The 20,287-nt window shown below is 42.9% G+C and carries 14 protein-coding genes; 7 read left to right on the top strand and 7 right to left on the bottom strand.

Going from position 1 to position 20,287, the window contains the following annotated elements; all coding sequences use genetic code 11:
* Together ACFOEK_RS04490 and ACFOEK_RS04485 are read right to left on the bottom strand one after the other, a co-directional pair.
* Positions 1 to 1,272, bottom strand: a complete 1,272-nt coding sequence (locus ACFOEK_RS04490) for an AAA family ATPase (RefSeq protein ID WP_386716786.1) — start codon at positions 1,270 to 1,272, stop codon at positions 1 to 3.
* Entirely contained in the window at positions 1,265 to 1,915 is a 651-nt protein-coding gene (locus ACFOEK_RS04485) for an RNA ligase family protein (RefSeq protein WP_386716783.1), read from the bottom strand. Before ACFOEK_RS04485 ends, ACFOEK_RS04490 begins: the two co-directional genes overlap by 8 nt.
* 450 nt (positions 1,916 to 2,365) lie before the next feature.
* Here ACFOEK_RS04485 and ACFOEK_RS04480 point away from each other — a divergent pair, with 450 nt between their 5' ends.
* From ACFOEK_RS04480 to ACFOEK_RS04455, 6 genes are read left to right on the top strand one after another with little or no spacing between them, the layout of a single operon-like run.
* The gene (locus ACFOEK_RS04480) at positions 2,366 to 3,280 is read left to right on the top strand and encodes a restriction endonuclease (RefSeq protein ID WP_386716780.1); all 915 of its coding nucleotides are present in this window, start codon (positions 2,366 to 2,368) and stop codon (positions 3,278 to 3,280) included.
* A 59-nt stretch (positions 3,281 to 3,339) separates the two neighbouring features.
* The gene (locus ACFOEK_RS04475) at positions 3,340 to 5,838 is read left to right on the top strand and encodes an N-6 DNA methylase (RefSeq protein ID WP_386716777.1); all 2,499 of its coding nucleotides are present in this window, start codon (positions 3,340 to 3,342) and stop codon (positions 5,836 to 5,838) included.
* A gap of 4 nt (positions 5,839 to 5,842) precedes the next feature.
* Complete coding sequence (locus ACFOEK_RS04470) at positions 5,843 to 8,365, top strand: type I restriction-modification system subunit M (protein ID WP_386716774.1); 2,523 nt, start codon at positions 5,843 to 5,845, stop codon at positions 8,363 to 8,365.
* Complete coding sequence (locus ACFOEK_RS04465; RefSeq protein WP_386716771.1) at positions 8,358 to 9,668, top strand: restriction endonuclease subunit S; 1,311 nt, start codon at positions 8,358 to 8,360, stop codon at positions 9,666 to 9,668. The genes ACFOEK_RS04470 and ACFOEK_RS04465 overlap by 8 nt, the downstream gene beginning before the upstream one ends.
* A 25-nt stretch (positions 9,669 to 9,693) precedes the next feature.
* Positions 9,694 to 12,996 (top strand): type I restriction endonuclease subunit R, encoded by a 3,303-nt coding sequence (locus tag ACFOEK_RS04460; RefSeq protein WP_386716767.1) that lies wholly within the window; start codon positions 9,694 to 9,696, stop codon positions 12,994 to 12,996.
* Positions 12,993 to 13,685 carry a M48 family metallopeptidase gene (locus ACFOEK_RS04455; protein ID WP_386716764.1) on the top strand — a complete coding sequence of 231 codons (693 nt, stop codon included), beginning with the start codon at positions 12,993 to 12,995 and terminating at the stop codon, positions 13,683 to 13,685. Before ACFOEK_RS04460 ends, ACFOEK_RS04455 begins: the two co-directional genes overlap by 4 nt.
* 140 nt (positions 13,686 to 13,825) lie before the next feature.
* Here ACFOEK_RS04455 and ACFOEK_RS04450 read toward each other — a convergent pair whose 3' ends face one another.
* Positions 13,826 to 15,001: a BaiN/RdsA family NAD(P)/FAD-dependent oxidoreductase gene (locus ACFOEK_RS04450; protein ID WP_386716761.1), complete on the bottom strand. Its 1,176-nt coding sequence runs from the start codon at positions 14,999 to 15,001 to the stop codon at positions 13,826 to 13,828.
* A 230-nt stretch (positions 15,002 to 15,231) separates the two neighbouring features.
* On the opposite strand from ACFOEK_RS04450, the gene ACFOEK_RS04445 reads away from it, so the two are divergent.
* The gene (locus ACFOEK_RS04445) at positions 15,232 to 15,507 is read left to right on the top strand and encodes a hypothetical protein (protein ID WP_386716758.1); all 276 of its coding nucleotides are present in this window, start codon (positions 15,232 to 15,234) and stop codon (positions 15,505 to 15,507) included.
* A 150-nt stretch (positions 15,508 to 15,657) separates the two neighbouring features.
* Here ACFOEK_RS04445 and ACFOEK_RS04440 read toward each other — a convergent pair whose 3' ends face one another.
* The 4 genes from ACFOEK_RS04440 to ACFOEK_RS04425 form a co-directional block, all read right to left on the bottom strand.
* The gene (locus ACFOEK_RS04440; RefSeq protein ID WP_386716755.1) at positions 15,658 to 16,548 is read right to left on the bottom strand and encodes a Dyp-type peroxidase; all 891 of its coding nucleotides are present in this window, start codon (positions 16,546 to 16,548) and stop codon (positions 15,658 to 15,660) included.
* A 62-nt stretch (positions 16,549 to 16,610) separates the two neighbouring features.
* On the bottom strand, positions 16,611 to 18,203 hold the full coding sequence (locus ACFOEK_RS04435; protein ID WP_386716752.1) for a sensor histidine kinase: 1,593 nt from the start codon (positions 18,201 to 18,203) through the stop codon (positions 16,611 to 16,613).
* 68 nt (positions 18,204 to 18,271) lie between these two features.
* Positions 18,272 to 19,117 carry a substrate-binding domain-containing protein gene (locus tag ACFOEK_RS04430; RefSeq protein WP_386716749.1) on the bottom strand — a complete coding sequence of 282 codons (846 nt, stop codon included), beginning with the start codon at positions 19,115 to 19,117 and terminating at the stop codon, positions 18,272 to 18,274.
* 171 nt (positions 19,118 to 19,288) lie between these two features.
* Positions 19,289 to 20,188: an alpha/beta hydrolase gene (locus ACFOEK_RS04425; protein ID WP_386716746.1), complete on the bottom strand. Its 900-nt coding sequence runs from the start codon at positions 20,186 to 20,188 to the stop codon at positions 19,289 to 19,291.
* Positions 20,189 to 20,287: the final 99 nt, after the last annotated feature.

Below are 20,287 nucleotides of genomic sequence, written 5' to 3'. Positions count from 1 at the left end.
TCAGTCATTAAACCCGCCGGATTGTTTGATGACTTTTCCAGAGTTATCCACAACCCAGTATCTGTGCGCTTCTTCAGGAACTGGCCACTCAAGGTGATCCAGTTGATCTTGAAGTACGTTTTCGGGGACAGAATACGGTCGGCTTTTGTTGTCCGCGAACAGTTGTCGCTCCGACTTGTGAAAAACCACCAAAGTAACGAAGGCGTGATAATCAAACGCAATCCGACAGATTCGTTGTCTGAAGTCTTCCCGTAGATTTGTCGCATCCCAAATGATCTTCTTTTTCGCTCTCAAATGTGCTTTTAGGCGTTCGCGAGCAACCGTTAGAATTTGACTGATATTCGACTGATTCGCTCTGTCGCCATTGATCTCCTTTCGTAACTCATCAAGAGAAATGACTTCGCACTCAGCGTCGAATTGCTTAATCCAAGAAGACTTTCCTGAACCACTCGGCCCGTACAACACGTAGACTTCACTGAACCCGTCTCTCAAGGAATAGGTTCGTGCGATGCCTTCTTCTACGGTTGAAATATCACCTTCTTCAAAGTCTCGCATGGTGCGGGCAAAAATCATGTCTTGCACATCAGCTCGTAAGTCTTTGATATGTGGTTTTATCTCTTGCCGGAGGTGTTCAAGCGGTTGGTGTGTAGCCCAGACACCGTACTCTTCACTGAACATCTTGAATTGTTCGAGTAAATCGATTTGCTGGTTTAAATCCTCACAGATTCGGCCTCTCATGTCGGCTACTTCCAACCAATAAAGCAGCTCCATTGAGGCTTTTCTTGCAAGCTTCCAATATTCGCCTCGCTCCATCTGTTTAATAACTAAGAGCTTGGGCATGTGGTGTTCGCCAACTAACCCCATCACCAGATCAACAACCGTCATCGACAGTTCGAGGTTTAATAGACGATGGGCTATATAGGAGCGCCCCATAGCCTCGTGCCTTGTCGCCACAACACGCTCAACGCCTCTAACTTCTTTACGTCGGGTAGTTAGTGGCTTGGCAATATCGTGCAGCAACGCACCAAGCACCAATGCCTGACGATGCGCTCCTTGAATATGGTTGGCTTCGTTCTCAAGCAATTGATACAGCTCATCCAAAACCATCCCGGTATGAATATGCACATCACCTTCTGCATGCCACTGAGGGTCTTGCTCGGTGAGTTTAAATTGATCCAGCAGGGGAAAGGTTTCCCCTAGCTGTTCAATGCATTCATCAATGGCGGGTGTTGCGTCTTCTGCTAACGACTGAAGCCAGGATTTCCTATTCATGTTCGACTCCCTCCGTGGATTTCAATTTATTGGGAATAACCTCTTGTGCCATCCAGTGGGTATCCGTTTGAACGTGATTGGTTCGTACCCATTTAGCGAAGTGGTGTTTGAATTTAGAGTAGTGAAATCCTTCTGCTGTGCGGACAACATAGCCCTCCATTTTGTTGGTATTGACCTGGATATCTTGAACAAACTGTTCGTTCCACAGACCCCGATGAATAACCGGCACCGTGTGAAGTTGCAGTAGTTGCGCCCACTCAAGCGTTTCATCCCAACTCAAACAGCGATTGTGTTCATCCCAAATGGCAAACACATAAAAATAGCTCTCTAACTCAGAATAAAAGAGCGAATGTTTTGCGTAGAGATTTTCTCCACAGATACGCCAGCCCTCTGGGATATCAGCAGCAAGCCGAGCCTGCAACCCTTTAACCCAGGTACGGGAATCGTGGTGGCGGCTATCAATCGAACGCGCGTGTATGTAATCACCATAAATAGTGGTGCACTCACCATCCATTTTTTCAGTGATAATAATTTCTTTGTTCTCAAATCCATGAACGTCTGTGTTCCGAATATCATCGGCAGTGAATCCGGGTGACCATGGAAGATGAGGGGTACGAGGGTATTTGAACCGTTGAGTGTTCATTACCTATCTCCTTAACTTTCCGATACCAAATACGCTTGTGGCTATTGGTATGCGTTTAAAGGATGAACTTTGGAAAGACAGCAATGACCCTTCACATTGATCCGATCTCAAGAGTGATCGTTCAGTGAATATTGGGTGTGCTGTATAAGAAAGAGAAAGTAATTACATGGCTCCGCATATAGAACGTAAGTCCAACGCCTCAAAGATAAGGTGGGTTTTAATTGGCGGGGATTATAGGGCAGCTTGGTTGAATTTTAAACTGTTGGGTATTTGTGTAATTGAACCTGTAACGATGAGTCCTTAAATACATTAAAAATAAGCAGTGAAAAATCAGAGGTGATTTTAAACTTGATGCCATAACATAAGGTTTTTGATCCGAGAAGCTCAGTGATACCATGTCTTCTTTTTGATTTTTAATGCGGTTCTTCCGACAACAATGGAGGTTGTTTAGTGACCATTCCTGATTATCAAACTCTTATGCTTCCTTTTCTTAAATTATTAGATGATGGTGAGGAACATACTCTTAAGAGCATAATTGAAACGCTGTCAGATAAGTTTCAACTGTCAGAGTCTGAAAGGCGTGAGTTACTTGCTAGTGGTAATCAGGGGGTTATGGCGAATAGGGTTGGTTGGGTTCGTACGTATTTTAAAAAAGCTTTACTGATAGAATCGCCACGTAGAGGTGTTTTCCATATTTCCGATCGAGGAAGAGAGGTTCTGGCTGAAAAGCCTGACTTTATTAATGCTCGTTATTTACGTCGTTTCGAAGAATTTTGTGAATTTCATAACAGCTCCCCAAAAGCAAATACGACTCCAAGTGAAGTGATAAATGTTGAGTCAACTCAAACTCCTACCGAAGCCATTGAAACAGCCTTCAATACCCTCAATAACGACTTGGCGGCTGATGTACTTGAGTCCATTAAAAATCAATCGCCTCAATTCTTTGAACATCTAGTGGTTCAGCTAATGCAAGCCATGGGGTATGGCGGTTGGAGTGCTGAGTCAGGTCAGGCAACACAATACACTTCTGACGGGGGAATCGATGGCATTATCAATGAAGATCCGCTGGGTTTAGAAACCATTTATCTTCAAGCCAAACGTTATACTGACAATGTTATTGGTAGACCAGATATTCAGGCGTTTGTTGGTGCTCTGGAGATGAGGCGAGCTCGCAAAGGGGTTTTCATCACCACCAGTCGTTTCAGTAAAGACGCCCTAGAGTACATTTCAATGATAGAGAAGAAGGTTGTACTGATTGACGGTAAACAACTGGCTGACTTGATGATCAAACATAATCTTGGTGTCAGTGTGAAAGAGACTTACCAGGTGAAGACTATTGATACAGATTATTTTTTAGATGATTGATTATTGGAAATTGGGTACAAAGTTTAAATAAAAGTCGAAGAATTTTTTGAGAATTAGTAGTGCTGTTAACGTTACCTCAATTAGAAGACCACTTGTTAAATGCCGCTGACATACTACACGGCAAGATAGACGCATCAGATTTTAAAGAATATATCTTCGGCATGCTGTTTTTAAAGCGCTGCAACGATGCATTCGAAGAGCGCCGTGAAGACGTAATAACAGAACAGCTATTAAAAGGTATAGACCGTGAAGAAGCTTCGGAAATTGCAGAAGAGAAAATGTGGTACAAAAACTCATTTTATGTGCCACCGGCGTCTCGCTGGAACTACCTAGCCAATCAAACTACAAATATCGGAAACTATTTAAATGAAGCGCTTGGTAGGTTAGAGCAAGGTAATAGTTCACTACAAGATGTTTTACAATATATAGACTTCAACCGCAAAGTCAGTAAAAGACAATTAACAGATAATCTACAGCGTGAGCTTATCAAGCACTTCAGTCGCATAAATCTTGCTGATAATAATCTGGAAAATGAAGACGCACTAGGAGCAGCCTTTGAGTCGTTGTTAGGGTATTTTGCTGAAACTGCTGGAAAAAAAGCAGTAGAGTTTCATACCCCAAGGGCACTAGTTCAATTGCTTGTAAAACTGGCTAACCCTGAAAATAACACTTCTGTTTACGATCCTTGCTGTGGTTCTGCTGGCTTACTTGTTGAAGCTAAAAGACATGTTGCTAGTAAGTCAGATGGCTATGTTAATTTGGAGCTATATGGGCAAGAAGCATCTGGAGTAACGTGGTCGATAGCTCAAATGAACCTGCTGTTTTCAGGTGTTCCATTAAGCCATCTCTCTAATGAAGATACCCTAGAAAGTCCAGCTCATGTAAATAAAGATGGGACGCTTACACAATTTGATAGAGTGTTATCAGTTCCTCCTTTTTCTAGTCGTTTTGGCACCCAAGAACAGAGCACAAAAGAGAATATTCAATACCCTGAAAGGTTTAAATATGGTTCTGTACCATTAGGCTCTAAAAAAGCTGATCTAATGTTTTTGCAGCATATGCTTGCTGCTTGTAAAAAGAATGGAAAAGTAATTTCTGTTATCCCACTTGGGGCGCTTTTTCGGAATCATAATGAAAAAGAAATTCGATCTGGTATGGTCGAAGATGATTTGTTAGAAGCCGTCATAGCTCTACCATCTGGTCTTTTTTATGGTACGGGTATACCGGCTGCTATTTTAGTCCTTAATAAAAACAAGCCAAGCGATAGAAAGCTACAAACTTTATTTGTTGATGCTTCACATGACTACAAAGAAGTTCGTTACGCGAAGCGTTTAGGTCCAGAAGATATCGAAAAAATCACCAGTGCATATTTTTCTTTTTCCTCTGAAGGAAGTTATACAAAAATAATTCGCACTGAAGACATTCGTGTAAATGATTATGATCTAAGTGTAAGAACTTATGTTGATAATTCACCTGTTTTAAGGAGAATGAATGAACTCAATAAATATCATCAAATTTTTAATGAGTATGCTTTTTCGCCTAACAGTAAAAACTGCGTCGTGAAATCTATCAAATCGCCTTCTAATCGTCCCCGCTCAAACACCATAGTATTAAGTAAAATGGTTACAGGCAAACAACAATGTATTGAATACAGCGAAATAGGTAAACGGAACAAAAATAACTTTTTTGAAATTCAATTTGATGAACAAATAGTTTCAAGTGCGTATGTAAAGCTATTTTTTGAATCGGAGCTTGGTAAACTCACATTATCACACTTACCTCGTGGCACGACGATACCGATGCTAACGAGGCAAAACATTGAAAGCTTAACGATATTTATTCCTAGCAAAGTTGAACAAACTAGAATCGTCGACTTGGCTAGAAAGCTTGATGTTGCAAGAGAGCAACTCACTGAATACAAAAATGAATTACTTACAAAGCCCGCTCTATATAAAGAAGTTGAATCGAGAACTGATGACTTTGTATATGAACTCTCCTCATTGGATGAAGTTAGCAGAGTAAAGCAGCTCATTAAAATCAATGAAACACAACGTATAGAATTCAAACAAACATTCTTCGCTAATGTAGAGGATTTAGGTTGCTCGTTCACCAAGGGTGACAATAACTACAAGAAAAGGTGTAAAGCAGAGCAATATAAAATAGCCAAAAATATAGCAACTTTCTTAAACACAGATGGCGGCACCTTACTGATTGGTGTAACTGATGATAGCCAGGTCTGCGGTATCGAAATGGAAATGCTGCATATCAAAGAAGTTAAAGCGGAAGGCTATATTAAGCGCTTATCTCAAGATGTAGTCAATTTGATTGGTGAGAAAAACAGCAAATGGGTGGACTACTCATCAGTTGAAGTTGATGGAAAGACAATTATCGTAATTGACTGCAAACAAGCCACAAAGCCAGTTTTAATCCCTGCCAAAAATAGTGATGGGAGAATTCAAAGCAAACCAACTGAGTTTATTATTAGACGAGGTACCGCGTCTACAGCTCTCAAAGGTTATGAACTGTTAGACTACATAGAATCACATTTTAATAAGTAAATTTATGCCATTAACCCTATCCCAACTAGAAAGACATCTTTTCAACGCCGCCGATATACTACGTGGCAAGATGGATGCATCAGAATTTAAAGAGTACATTTTTGGTATGCTGTTTCTAAAGCGTTGCTCAGATATTTTTGAAGAGCGCCGTGAAGAAGTTATCAAACAACAGCTTGAAAAAGGTAAAAGCCAAGCAGAAGCTGAAAAAATTGCCGAAACCAAAATGTGGTACAAAAAGACTTTCTATGTGCCACCAGCTTCTCGCTGGAATTATCTAGTAAACGAAGCACACAAAAACGTAGGTAATTTTTTAAATGAAGCGCTTGGTGGTTTAGAGCAAGGCAATAGCTCACTGCAAGATGTTCTAGAGTACATCGACTTTAACCGTAAAATTGGTAAAAGCTCGATGCCTGATCGTAAATTACGTGAGCTGATTACCCATTTTAACAAGCACAGGCTACGTAATGATGACTTTGAGTTCCCTGACTTACTTGGTGCGGCCTATGAGTATTTAATCGGCGACTTTGCCGATTCTGCGGGGAAAAAAGGTGGTGAATTCTATACGCCTCGTTCCGTTGTTCGTTTGATGGTTCGATTAATGAAGCCAGAGCAACACCATAAAGTCTATGATCCTTGTTGTGGCTCTGGCGGTATGCTTATCGCCTCAAAAGAATATATTGATGAACAAGGTGGTAATGGCGCACGCCTAGATTGCTACGGCCAAGAAGCCGCTGGCACTGTTTGGTCAATCGCGAAGATGAATATGTTGCTACATGGTTTAACCAGTAACAGCTTAGAGAACGATGACACGCTAGAACACCCTCAGCATACAACAGATGGCAAACTGATCCAGTTTGATCGCATTCTTACTAACCCGCCATTTTCAATTAACTTTGGCACCAAAGAAACAGATGATGATGGCCAATTTATTTATCAGCCTGATCACCCCGAACGTTTTAAATATGGCCAAGTACCTTTAGGCGCTAAAAAAGCTGACCTTATGTTTGTGCAGCATATGCTGGCGGTATGTGCTGAAGGCGGTCGAGTAGCTACCGTACTGCCTCATGGTGTGTTATTCCGTGGTGGTGAAGAGAGAGACATCCGCGCAGGCATTATTGCAGATGACCTACTTGAAGCGGTTATCGGCCTGCCGCCAAACCTATTTTACGGTACAGGTATTCCAGCCTGCATCATGATTTTTAGGCAGCAAGTTGCTGAAGGTGCACACAAAATCAGTGGCAAACCTGAACATATGCAAGGCAAGGTATTATTTATTAATGCAGATAAAGAATACTTTGAAGGCCGTGCACAAAACTATCTCATGCCTGAACATATCGAGCGTGTAGCGTCGGTATTTGAAGCTTTTGAATCTGGTGAGCTTACAGAAGATATTCCGGGTTTTGCTTCGATAGTCACCAACAAAAAGCTAAGCGAAGAGCGTTATAACCTCAATATACGCCGTTATGCCGATAACTCTCCCGCGCCAGAGCCCCATGATGTTAAAGCACATTTACTGGGCGGGATTCCTGATAGCGAAATTGCGAGCAAACAACCTTTATTTACCGCGCAAGGCTTAAAAACAGCAGATATCTTTACGCCAAAAGCAGGCCAAGCTGGTTACCAAGAATTTATAGCTACCATTGACTCTAAACAAGCCATTAAAGCTGTGATAAACAGTAACCCAAGTGTAATGGCGCAAGAGCAAGCAATGCGTTCAGCGTTTAATACTTGGTGGGATAATCACAAACTAAGCATTACCGCGCTTGCTAAAAACAAAGAGTATGCAGCGCTGCGCAAAGAGCTTATCAACAGTTTTACCGAAAGCTTAAAACCCATTGGCATGCTTAGCGATGCGCAGGTAAGTGGCATGATAGCAGCGTTTTGGTATCAACAGCGCTATGACTTTTTAACCTTAATTGCCCGTGATTCCAAAGGTGTGGTTGATGCATGGCGTACCAGCATTATTACCGCCATGGAAGATAGTAAAAGCAAATATGACCCACTAGAGCACAAGCTTGTGCGCTTTTTACTCGATGGCTTTTTATCTGAAGTGCAGAGCTTACAGCAACAAAAAACTGAGCTAGATGGCTCAATAAAAGCCCTAAGCGCAAAATTGCCACAAGATGAAAACGAAGAGAGTGATGAAGCTGAAGATAATGGTGAAACCACCGAAGTACTCTCAGCAGAAGAAATAGCGCGTATTGAAAAGCAAATCAAAGCCCAAAAGTCTAAACGCAGTAAAATCGTTAAGAACTTAAAGGCAAAAACTGAAGCCTTTGAGAGTGAGTTAAATACCAAAGTAGATGAACTCGGCTCTGCCGAAGCCGCGAAGTTAATACTCGATATCCTTTACCAAGATATGTTGACCATTGTAGACCGTTATCTAGCTACGGAACGTCAGCAGTTAATCGCAACAGTAGAAAACTGGTGGGATAAATATCAGATTACATTAACGCAAATAGAGTTGTCCCGAAATAAAGCAGCAACTGTCCTTGAAGTTTATTTGAAAGGGCTTGGCTATGTCTAAATTTAGTTTAATTAAGCTGGGAAAACTAGCTAAGGGCTATAGAGGTGTCTCTTATACCCCAGAGCAGCTGCTTGAGCATAAAACAGATACTAGTTTTGTTTTGTTGCGTTCAAATAATATCGAGGGAGGCTTTCTAAATTTTATCAAAACTCAAATTGTCCCTGAGAGTGTTGTAAGTGAAGAGCAAATATTAGTAGATGGTGATATTGCGGTATGTATGTCGAATGGTTCAAAAGCACTCGTTGGTAAATCTGCGGCATATAGAGATATAAAAGGCCGTTACACAGTTGGTGCTTTTTGTTCGCTATTCAGGCCGTATGATTCAGCTGATTCTGCTTTTCTCAGTCATGTATTTCAATCAAGCTCATTTAGGAAACACATCGACTTCATTTTGGCAGGTAGTGCTATTAACAATCTGCGAAACAAAGACGTAGAAGATTATGAGCTAATTGATTTCAATTCGGAAGAAAAAGTAACAATAGCAAATATTTTAGATACTTTAGACACTCAAATCCGCGAAACTGAAGCCATCATCGCCAAATTACAACAAGTTAAACAAGGCTTGTTGCATGACTTATTAACCCGTGGCGTGGATGAAAACGGTGAACTTCGCCCAAGTTATGAAGATGCGCCAGAGTTATATAAACCATCTGAGTTAGGTTTGATTCCAAAAGAGTGGAATGCGAAGTCACTGGAAGAAATAAGTACTATTAAGTCTGGTAGTACTCCTCTTAGGGCAAAAGCAGAGATCTACTTCTGTTCTGAGGGGGGATTTCCCTGGGTCAAAACCATGGATCTAAATGAGGATGTATTAGTCCGAACTGATGAGCAAATCACACAAAAAGCTTTAGACAAAACCTCGTGTACACTATATCCCAAAGAATCAGTGCTAGTAGCAATGTATGGCGGATGGGAGCAAATCGGGCGAGTTGCTATGTTAGCTAAAGAAGCAGCAACTAACCAAGCTATTAGTGTTTTAATATTTAAAAGTGACGACATTTTCCCTGAATTTGTTCTTCGTTCATTGCAGTTCAACAGGCACCACTGGAAAAAAGTAGCGGCTAGTACGAGAAAAGACCCTAACATCACCAAAAGTGATGTGGAGAAATTCAAAATAGCGGTACCTGATGAGACAAATGAACAACAACATATTGTAAAAGCATACAGAGAAATGATTGATAAAATCAATGCTGAGGCAATGACTTTAGATAAGCTTCTTTCAAAGAAATCAGGCTTAATGGACGATCTTCTTACCGGCAAAGTCCGTGTCACTGAATTATTAAAGCAAAAACAGGCCAGTTAAAAGTAAGAATTTAAAAGGAAGTACTATGGGTCCGGAATATTTACAATCAGAATTGCCTTTGATTAAACAACTGCAAGCTCAAGGATGGCAGTATATTGAAGGTTGTCTGGATGATGCTGCGATAACTGGCCGTGATAACTTTGCCGAAGTACTACAAAGTAAAGTATTGCGCGCGCAACTGGTAAACATTAATTTGCGTACGTTAGAAAATGGTGAGCAAGTTAAGTGGCTTGATGAGCAAAGAGTCAATCAAGCTGTTTCTGCCATCAGCCGTATTGCCGCTTCTAAATTGATGGAAGCAAATCAGAAAGCATTTGAACTGATAACCAACGGCATAATTGTCGATGGCCTGCCTGATTGGGATGGTGGCCGCGCCCGTAGTATTCATTTTATTGACTGGGATACGCCAGAAAATAACACCTTTACGGTAATTAACCAGTTTAAGGTGCAGTGCCCAGCAGGTCACGACACCAGCAAAAAACACATTATTCCTGATCTAGTCTTGCTAGTTAATGGTATTCCACTCGTCGTTATTGAGTGTAAAAATCCAGACAGCGCTGAGCCCATGGCTGCTGCAATTAACCAGCTTCGTCGCTATTCTAACCAGCGTTTTACCGCAGGTGAAGTTGAAGACAACGAAGGTGCTCCGCAGTTATTTAATACCAATCAGTTAATGATAGCGGCAAGCTTTGAGCAGTGTTTAGTGGGCACTGTTGGCGCACGTGCTGAGTTTTATAAACCTTGGAAAACCGTTGTTACGGCGAGTGAACCAAATCGCTGTGAAAAAGCGTTGGCAAACGAGCTAGAGGTAACCAAGTTATCTGCCCAGCAGCGACTGGTTGCAGGCATGTTAATGCCTGAGTCACTGCTTGATATTATCCGCCACTTTATTTTATTTACCCATCAAGGTGGGCAAACCATCAAAATGGTGTGTCGATATCAACAATACCGTGGCGTGGTTCGCTCTGTTCATCGCTTGCTAAATGGTAAAACCCGTAAGCAAGACGGCGAGTACGACAGACGCGGCGGCATTGTGTGGCACACCCAGGGCTCGGGTAAATCACTCACCATGATGTTCCTGATCCGCAAGCTGCGTACCGACGTAAAACTACGACGTTTTAAAGTGGTGATTGTGACCGACCGTAAAGACTTACAAAGCCAACTCTCAGGTACTGCCAAAATTACTGATGAAATGGTTTCGGTTGCAACAAACAATAAGTCGCTTAAAAACCTATTAAAGCAACAAGGCCCCGGCATTGTATTCGCCATGATCCAAAAGTATCGCGAATCACAAGCTAAAGCGGCTGATCCATTTGAATTACTCAATGCCAGCGAAGACATTTTGGTCATGGTAGACGAGGCGCATCGCACGCAATCAGGTGACTTACATGCTAATTTGCTTTCAGGTATTCCAAATTGTGCGCGTATTGGTTTTACCGGCACGCCAATTATCATGGGCGAGAAAAAACGTACTCATGAAGTCTTTGGTGAGTTTATTGATAAATACACCATCAAAGAAGCTGAAGCGGATGGCGCAACTGTGCCTATTTTGTATGAAGGCCGCACGGTAAGTGGTGCAGTTAAAGATGGCTCAAGCTTAGACGAGTTATTTGAAGACTTCTTCAATGAAAAAACAGAAGAAGAACTGGAAGCTATAAAGAAGAAATACGCAACCAAGGGTAACGTACTTGAGGCGACTAAGCTAATTGAAGACAAAGCCGCTGACATGCTTCGTCACTATGTGACGAACATTCTGCCCAATGGCTATAAAGCGCAAGTTGTGGCCTATAGCCGACTAGCTGCTGTGCGCTACTTTAAAGCCTTTAAAGAGGCCCGTGATAAACTGTTATTTGATTCAGAGCGTTTAACTGATGAGTTAAAAGCGTGTGATAACGAAACCTTGTGTCGTAAATCACCAAAAGTACAAGCTTTGATACAAGCTTGGCGTTACCGAGATGTATTAGCAAAAATGGAATTTGCCACCATTATTTCATCTGATAATAACGATGGACCAGAATGGGCGGAGCATACAGATAGGGCTAAGCAAGATAAAGCGATTGAGCGCTTTAAAAAGCCACTTTTAGCTGAAGAAGGTAAACAAACAGACACTGACCCGCTTTCATTTTTAATTGTTAAGTCAATGTTACTTACGGGCTTTGATGCGCCAATTGAAGGGGTAATGTATTTAGACCGCTCTATTCGTGAAGCTGAGCTATTACAAACCATTGCCCGCGTTAACCGCACAGGTTTTGGTAAACAATTTGGTATCGTTGTTGATTACTATGGCGTTGCTAATCATTTAAAGGCTGCTCTAGCTGCTTATAGTGATGAGGATGTTGAAGGTGCGCTACGCAGTTTAAAAGACGAGGTACCTGCACTTAGAGAACGACATATTCGTGCTATAGATGTCTTCCGAAGTAAAGGTGTTGAATCTCTTGATGATATTGAGTCTTGCGTGCAGTTACTTAGCACGGAGCGATTGCGACAAGAGTTTGCCGTTAAACTGAAAGCCTTTTTACAAAGCTTAGAGACGGTTCTGCCAAGACCGGAAGGTTTGCCTTTTGCCGCTGATGCAAAAGCACTCGCGATGATCCAAAATCGGGCTAGAATGCGCTACCGTGATAGCTTGGTCATAGGTAAAGATGTAGGTGCAAAAGTTCGTACTTTAATAGACGAACACATTATTTCGCTGGGCATTGATCCTAAAGTAGCACCTGTGAACTTAACCGATGCTCACTTTGAAAAAAATATCGACGAGATAGCTGCACAAGCCGCAAACCAAGGTGCAACACCTGAAGAGCAGAAAAAGGCCGCAGCTTCAGAGATGGAACACGCAATTAGGCATCACATAACACAACATCATGATGAAGACCCAATTTATTACGTAAAACTAAGTGATTACCTCAAAAAGATACTTGAAGATCTGGCAGGTCAGTGGGATGAGTTAATAAAAGCACTACAAACCATTATTGATGAAGTCCGTTCTGGTTCAACAAAGCATGAGGAAGGTTTGCCAGATATCCCTGAGCACTACTTAGCTTTTTACCGCATGCTTAAAGTAGCTGTATGTGGTGAGGAGCAACCTGACTTAGCAATTGAAGCGCAACTTATCGAGTTAACAGAAAAGTTGGTGGCGCATATTCAGGACAAGATAACCACAACGAGTTTTTGGGAGCCCCACAGAATATCGTTACAAGAAGAGCTTGAGCAGTACTTATTTGAAAGCCTGCATGAGTCAGATCTTTTAGATTTTGACCATATGGAGCCTTTAGTAGACAAGCTAAGAGAGCTTGCCAAGGCTAATACACCCAAGTTAGAGGCATTATGACCTTAACCATCGAAGACTTGATTATTCCAGTTAAGCTCAGTAGCAATCGTAAAACGATGCAGCTCACGGTGGACAGGGACAGCAGTTTATTACTTACTGCGCCCCCCACTGTGACAAAGGATAAACTAGAAGGGTTTGTTCGCTCTAAACTTAGCTGGATCTATCAAAAGCTTGCTGAAAAGTCGTTGATGCAGAAAACGATAAGACCTAAGCAGTTTATTCAAGGAGAAGGTTTTTTATACCTAGGGCGTAGCTATCGTTTGAATTTAGTCGATGAACAAATAGTACCATTTAAATTTCATCAGGGTCGCTTTCACCTATCTATAACTAATGCTAACGATGCTCGAAAACTATTTATTGATTGGTATTCATCGAAGGGACTTAATTGGTTAACAGCTAAAGCAAATGAATTTAAAAACAGGCTGGGCGTTGAATATTCATCACTGAAAGTACGTGACCTCGGTTACCGTTGGGGCTCTTGTGGTAAAAACCAAACACTATACTTTCATTGGAAGACAATTCTTCTACCTGCAAAAATAGCTGAGTATGTTGTTGTTCACGAGTTATCTCACCTTATAGAACCCAGCCATTCAGCTGAATTTTGGTTATGTGTAGAACGAGCAATGCCTGATTATAAAGAGCGAAAACAATGGTTGGCTGAGCACGGGATGGAGGTAGAAGGTTTATAATTCTTCTGCGTTCGAATACTTCATCGATTAAATCAGGCTATAGATTAAGTTTACTAACTTATCTTTTTTCTAAATACTTTTTTATATGATGCTTTGATTGTCAAACACGCTTGTCTTCGTTTTAATTTCATCAATACAGTTTACAACGCCTGCCCACAGCAATAGCCACTTGCCCAAGCCCATTGGAAGTTAAAGCCACCTAAATGGCCGGTTACGTCGAGTACTTCGCCGATGAAATACAAACCGGGTACTTTTTTAGCTTCAAAGGTTTTGGAGCTGACTTCGTCGGTATCAACGCCGCCTAGGGTAACTTCGGCAGTGCGATAGCCTTCGGTGCCGGATGGGGTGACAACCCAGGCTTCCAGTTGTCTGGCGATGTCTTTGAGTTGTGGTTCGTTGTAGGTTTTTAATGCTCGGGATTCGAACCAGTCTTGGCACATCAGTGCCGCTACTTTTTTGGTGAACTGGTCTGCTAATAGTGTTTTCAGTTCGGTATTTGGGCGGTCAGCTTGTGCTTGTTGCAACCAATCAAGAGCCGATTCATTGGGAAGCAGGTTGATGGTGATACTGTCACCCGGTTTCCAGTAGGAAGAGATCTGAAGCATGGCTGGGCCGCTCAACCCTCGATGGGTGAACAGGAAGGCTTCTTTAAAGGATTGACCGTTGCAGCTGACCACGCAGTCGATGGCTGTGCCTGAGAGTTCGGTACACCAGTTTTTGAGTTGATCGGTGATGGTAAAAGGAACGAGCCCGGCTGAGGTGTCGAGTACTTTTAAACCAAACTGGCGGGCGAGATCATACCCAAAGCCGGTGGCGCCGAGTGTGGGAATGGACAGACCACCGGTGGCAATCACCAGAGATTCACAGGTAGCGGGCTGTCCGTTAACGATAAGCTCGAAATGATCTTCGACTTTCTCCACCGCTTCGATGGCATGATCGAGGCGAATTTCTACACCGGCTTGTTCACATTCCGTCAGTAGCATATTCAGAATGTCTGACGATTTGTTATCACAAAATAATTGGCCTAGCGTCTTTTCATGATAAGGAATGCCGTGCTTATCCACCATCGCCATAAAATCCCATTGGGTGTATCGGGATAGCGCCGATTTGCAGAAATGCTCATTCTCGGAAAGGTAGTTGTCTGGTTCGGTGAACATATTGGTGAAGTTACAACGTCCACCGCCTGACATAAGGATCTTTTTACCGGCTTTGTTTGCGTGATCGAGCACCATCACTTGTTTGCCATTTTGTGCCGCGGAAATTGCACACATTAAACCGGCTGCGCCAGCGCCAACGATGATGACTTGTGAGTTCATAGATAAAGCGATCCAGTGGTATCGAACAACGCATTGCTAGGCATGGTTGAGAGGAGGTGAATTTGGAAGCGCGATCTTATCAAAAAAGGGCGGGGATGAGGACGAAACTTTTAACTTTCTGATGTGTGTTATTTGATCTGTTGAAGAATACTTTTTGTAGGTCGCAAAACTTGAAAATTCCCTACAAAGACCTAGGTTATTAAGTAGATGATTAATAAGTGAGAGGGGACATGTCAACACCAACTCGGGAGCAACTAACCATCGCTTTGGAAAAAGCAGCGGCCATGAGAGAGAAGGGTGAAGACCCTGATTTCATTGCGAAAAGCCTGCTAAGCCTTAATTACCGTTTTACGGAGTTAGAGCACGTCTATGAAGCGCTTGAGCACTTCTTGAACTCTGGTCAGGCGGTGGAAGCGCATGCGGCGCTTATTAAGGCGGTTGAACATTTCCGAGAGGTGGAGTTACGCTCAAAAGGCGAGTCTAAACCGCCCAAATTTGGGTTGTGAATCGTGGTTGTGAATTGCGGTTGTAAATCGTGGTTGTGAATTGCGGTTGTAAATCGTGGTTGTAACTCTTGTGCCTAATATTGGGTTGTAAATTACGACCGTAATACTTGGCCATAATAGTTGGGCTGCGGATCGCGCAGCCCTAATTCCTTAGCCCAACAACTTATCTAACTGCGTTTGCGAAGGCGCATAAAAGTAACTGCCCGAGACCGCATCTGAATACTTCATTAAGTGATCTGACAAGCCATCTCCTGTGCAACCGACCATGCGTTCCAATTGAATTTGAATGCGCTTCTGGCTGCAGGCAAAGCAAAGGAACATCAGCCCTTTTTCAGTAGCATTACCGTACGGCGCACTGCGGCGATAGATCTTCATCGCTTCGCCATCCAGTTTGACATCGGTACGGCTGACGTGTGAATCGTCGGGCATGTCATTGCCTTCCAATTCAATGTTTTCAACTTTGGTTCGGCCGACAATCTTCTCTTGTGCTGCTACTGGTAGAGATAAAAATTGTTCGAGTTTATGTCGCCATTTTTGAGCGAACACAATGGCGCCATCTTTATTGGCGGCGTCGTCTTGAATTAATGCCACTGGAATACGAGCGTCTTCTTTCGGGTTGGCGGTGCCGTCTTCAAAGCCAATCAAATCTTTGTTGTCGTGATAGGTGAAACCGGCTTGATCTTGAGTCAGTTTTGCTAAACCTGACATAGAGTTTTGAATGGTTAGCACCTGATCATAAAGGTCGCTGTTGTTGGCGCCGTGTAACCAGAAGAACAGGTCACTTTGGGTGTCTGGCATCTGATAGTCAGGGCCGGCAAGTGTTTTCATGGGGGCAAAAGCCAGGGCTTCTGTTTCAGGTAAAAGACGTTGAGCCAAGTCTGGGCCGAAGGCGACCAGCTGATAAACGCCTTGCGCATGGCCAATGGATTTCAACGTTTTGATGATTTGTTGTTCGGAGGTGCTGCCAAGTAATTGGTATTCAAGAAAGTAGAAAAAACGTGAGTCCTGACCGTCTAATATTGCGTTTTGTGGTGTTGTCATTTGGCTTTCCCAGGCAATGCTAATCACTTATGGTCCACGGAGTACAACGGATGCAGAGTTCGTCATTTAGCCATGGATTCTTTATTTGTTTTCGGGTCTACGCTTAAAGGTAACTCCATTGTAATCTTAACGCCTTGATATGCATCAGATTCCAGGGTCAGATGGCCTTTAAGAATCCCAGTGACAATATTATGCACAATATGCATACCTAAACCACTGCCGCCTTGTCCCATGCGGGTTGTAAAAAAGGGCTCGAAAACGCGGCTTTGGATTTCTTTGGGAATCCCCTTGCCATCGTCTCGATAGGTGAGTTGAATGGTATGGCCACGAGAGTATGCTTCTATCCAGATATTGCCTTGTTCTTTTCCATCAAAGCCGTGAATCAGTGAGTTATTGATTAAATTAGTAATGACTTGGCCGAGCGGACCAGGAAAACTATCAATAACAATGTGAGGCTCAATATTGAGATGGACGGTATGCGGTGTTTTTTTGATCGTTGGAGAAAGTGTGGACAGCACTTCCACTAATGTGACTTTGACGTTGAACTCTCTGCGTCGTTCACTGGATTGATCGACCGCCACTTGTTTGAAGTTGTGAATGAGTTCGGAGGCCACTTTTATGTTATTAACGATGAGTCTTGAACCTGTTCGAATATCGCTTAAAAACTCCACTAGCTTTTGTTTGGTTAGCCTGTCTTCTTTGATGGCATGTTCGATTTCATCGGCTCTATCTCCCAAACAACTTGAACCGGTTAATGCCACCCCAATCGGGGTATTGAGTTCATGAGCAACGCCGGCAACTAAGCTTCCTAATGATGATAATTTCTCTGCTGTGGAAAGTTGAATCATCGCTTGTTTGAGCTCTTGATTCTTTTGTTCGAGGTTATCGAGCATTTCATTGAAGGCCAGTGCAAAGATGTCAAACTCTTGAGGATTGATATGGTGTTTTGAGACTTCCATTCGTTGGTCTTTATTCCCTTGGCTAACTGCGCTGGCGGTGTGGATGGCTTTTTCCAAAGGGTTAATAAAGCGTGTTTTGAAGTACCAGATTAAGGCCACTAACAACAGTAAACCTCCGCCGATGGTGCTGACCAGCAAGAAGGCGATGCCTTGTTCAATGTCGTGGTTCAGTTGCTCAATTTGATCTTGGGAGTGCTGGCCAATCAAGTTAGAAAATCTTAGTAAGTCTTCTAAGATCAGGTTCTCGATGGAGGTGTAACGATCTGCGACTAAGTGTGCGTCGGTATTGGATTCGGAATAAGCCTCAATGGCGGCACGGTAGTCTGTACTGCTTGAGAGAATACCCTTCATGAGCTCGTTATAGCTTTCCAGTAATGTTGGGTCGTCTTTAATGGAAGGCTTCATTGTTTCAAGTGAACGATATACTTTGCGTTCGCTGTCGAAAAACTCTTCAAGATATAAGTAGTAGGCTGTGGGATCATGGCCTCGTATAAAGAGATTTTTTAACGAATAGGATTGCTTGAGCAAAACCATTTCTATGCGGTGGGTTTCTTCTTTGTTTTGATTCGCTAAAGAGCGGATGTGATTGGCTTGTTCAAGGTTATTCAGAAACAAAATAAGCAAGCTTACTTGCAGTGCGATCACAGCAAGTAAGCTAACAACAAGGTATGTAATCAGCCTTGTATTGAGTTTCATAGGTGAGACATCCTGTTACTAAACCTATTCTGTCTTGTTTTTAATCGTTGGTCGTTAATCGTGAATCGCTAGTCATAACCTGAGATGGCTTCGAAGGGCGCTTGGTTGTTTATTTTGAAATTAGCGATGGTTTTATTGCCCTGTTCTGATAAGAACCAATCCAGAAACGCGCTGGATTCTCTGATATTCACTCTGTGACGTTCCGAATTAATCAGGATGACGGAATAGACATTAACCAGGCTTGGGTCTTCGGAATAGAGCTCTACCAGCTTGGTCTGTTTTTGAGTCGCCAGCCAAGTTCCTCTGTCAACCAAGGTGTAGGCGTTTAATTCGTCTGCTTTTAACAGGGTTTTCTGCATGCTTTGGCCGATTTCAAAATACCAACTGGCTCCTACCGGGAAAAGGGCGTGTCGATTCCACAAGGTCACTTCTTTCTTGTGGGTGCCAGATTGATCGCCTCGCGATACAAAAGTACCTTTGCCTCCGGTAAATTTAAGAAATACTGAGGATAAGTTTTTGGCGCCTTTAATTTCAACGGGGTCTGATTCCGGCCCAACGATAAGGTAATCGTTTTTCATCACTGGGTAGCGTCCTACTCCCCAGCCTTCACGGACAAATTTACGTTCTGCTTTGGGCGCGTGAACCAACAATATATCCACTTCTCCCAACTTACCCAGTCTCAGTGCTTGTCCGGTGGCCGTGACTGTGTGAGTGATGTTTATTTGTAGGTCGGCTTCAATTTTGGGTAATAAATAATCCAACAAACCTGAATTCTTTAATGTCGTTGTTGTGGCTAAACGCAAGGTGTCTGCATGTGAAAACGCGGTATTCAGTACACAGAGTATGGTCAGTAATGCTGCAAAACAACGACGAGAGTAATGTGTATTAAATTGTAATTTACTGAATTTAATCATCTTTTATTTCTTATTAGAGAAAGTGAAAATGCAGTGGATGACTTTGCATGAGTATAGACCAGCCTCCAGTTTCCTCTACTGAATAACCACAGAAGTGGTTGAACTGAGTCGCAGTGAAGGCTGTTCTTTATGATAGGGCTTGTTTATAACAGCACGTTTTAAAGCGCACGCTTAACTGGCAGGGCATATCAGCTTTGCAAATTGTTCAATGGCTTGATTCGCTTCGGGAACGAGACCTGCCTGGAAATGCCAGACGTGCCACATCTCATCCCAAATTTCTAAGTTTACGGTAATGCCTTGGGATTCTGCTCTCTGGGCAAGGCGAAGCGCATCATCCAGTAAAATCTCATCAGAACCCACTTGAATGTGAATAGGAGGCAGCCCTTCTAAGTCGGCAAAAATAGGCGAGCACAGAGGGGATTCTGGCGGTAAATCAACAGCGTAGTTGTTGATCATGACATTCAACCAATCCTCACGAATCATTGGGTCTAAGTCGGCTTTAGACTTCACGGATTCGCCGGACATGGTCATATCGACCCAAGGAGAGATTAATCCGAGACAAGCTGGCAGAGGAATGTGTTTGTCTTTCAATGACAGTGCCGTCGCTAATGCCAAACCGCCGCCTGCTGAGTCGCCTGCAATCACAATATCCTGAGCTTGGTGGCCGTTTTTAAGAAGCCACTGATAAGCATCGGTGGCGTCGGTCAAGGCGGCAGGGAAAGGAAACTCGGGGGCTAACTTATAGTCGAGTACCAGGATGGTTGCGCCGGTGGCTTTGGCTAAATGGGCAGTGAGATTACGATGAGACTTTGCGGAACCAATGCTATAGGCTCCGCCGTGCAAATAAAGAATGACGCTATCGGAACAGGCTTGTCGACGGTTGGTAATCCATTCGGCAGGGATACCATCAATGTTTGTAGTAGTTATTTCGGTTCCAAGAGGAAGCAGGTTGAGTTGTAAGCCAAAGTCTGTGACGCGTCGTTGAAGCTCTGTGGAAGTAGTGGGGCTGAGTAGCGGTTTAACGCTGTTTTGCAGAGCTTTTTTTACCAATTGAGCGCGAAGACTTAACATGACCAATTCCTTGTAGAGCATCCACTGACGGGTGAAATAACCTGATTGAGTTTGTTTATCTCATGATCATGCGGCATTTAACTGCAAATTTAAATGCTA

It is taken from the genome of Litoribrevibacter euphylliae (genome assembly GCF_042646085.1).
In the GTDB taxonomy this organism is placed as follows: domain Bacteria; phylum Pseudomonadota; class Gammaproteobacteria; order Pseudomonadales; family Litoribrevibacteraceae; genus Litoribrevibacter; species Litoribrevibacter euphylliae.
This window is presented reverse-complemented; position numbering and strand designations above follow the sequence as displayed.

Excerpts from the sequence above, each read along its gene's own strand:
- ACFOEK_RS04490 (WP_386716786.1), bottom strand. The coding sequence starts at position 1,272 with ATGAATAGGAAATCCTGGCTTCAGTCGTTAGCAGAAGACGCAACACCC.
- ACFOEK_RS04485 (WP_386716783.1), bottom strand. The coding sequence starts at position 1,915 with ATGAACACTCAACGGTTCAAATACCCTCGTACCCCTCATCTTCCATGG.
- ACFOEK_RS04470 (WP_386716774.1), top strand. The coding sequence starts at position 5,843 with ATGCCATTAACCCTATCCCAACTAGAAAGACATCTTTTCAACGCCGCC.
- ACFOEK_RS04465 (WP_386716771.1), top strand. The coding sequence starts at position 8,358 with ATGTCTAAATTTAGTTTAATTAAGCTGGGAAAACTAGCTAAGGGCTAT.
- ACFOEK_RS04460 (WP_386716767.1), top strand. The coding sequence starts at position 9,694 with ATGGGTCCGGAATATTTACAATCAGAATTGCCTTTGATTAAACAACTG.
- ACFOEK_RS04455 (WP_386716764.1), top strand. The coding sequence starts at position 12,993 with ATGACCTTAACCATCGAAGACTTGATTATTCCAGTTAAGCTCAGTAGC.
- ACFOEK_RS04450 (WP_386716761.1), bottom strand. The coding sequence starts at position 15,001 with ATGAACTCACAAGTCATCATCGTTGGCGCTGGCGCAGCCGGTTTAATG.
- ACFOEK_RS04445 (WP_386716758.1), top strand. The coding sequence starts at position 15,232 with ATGTCAACACCAACTCGGGAGCAACTAACCATCGCTTTGGAAAAAGCA.
- ACFOEK_RS04440 (WP_386716755.1), bottom strand. The coding sequence starts at position 16,548 with ATGACAACACCACAAAACGCAATATTAGACGGTCAGGACTCACGTTTT.
- ACFOEK_RS04435 (WP_386716752.1), bottom strand. The coding sequence starts at position 18,203 with ATGAAACTCAATACAAGGCTGATTACATACCTTGTTGTTAGCTTACTT.
- ACFOEK_RS04430 (WP_386716749.1), bottom strand. The coding sequence starts at position 19,117 with ATGATTAAATTCAGTAAATTACAATTTAATACACATTACTCTCGTCGT.
- ACFOEK_RS04425 (WP_386716746.1), bottom strand. The coding sequence starts at position 20,188 with ATGTTAAGTCTTCGCGCTCAATTGGTAAAAAAAGCTCTGCAAAACAGC.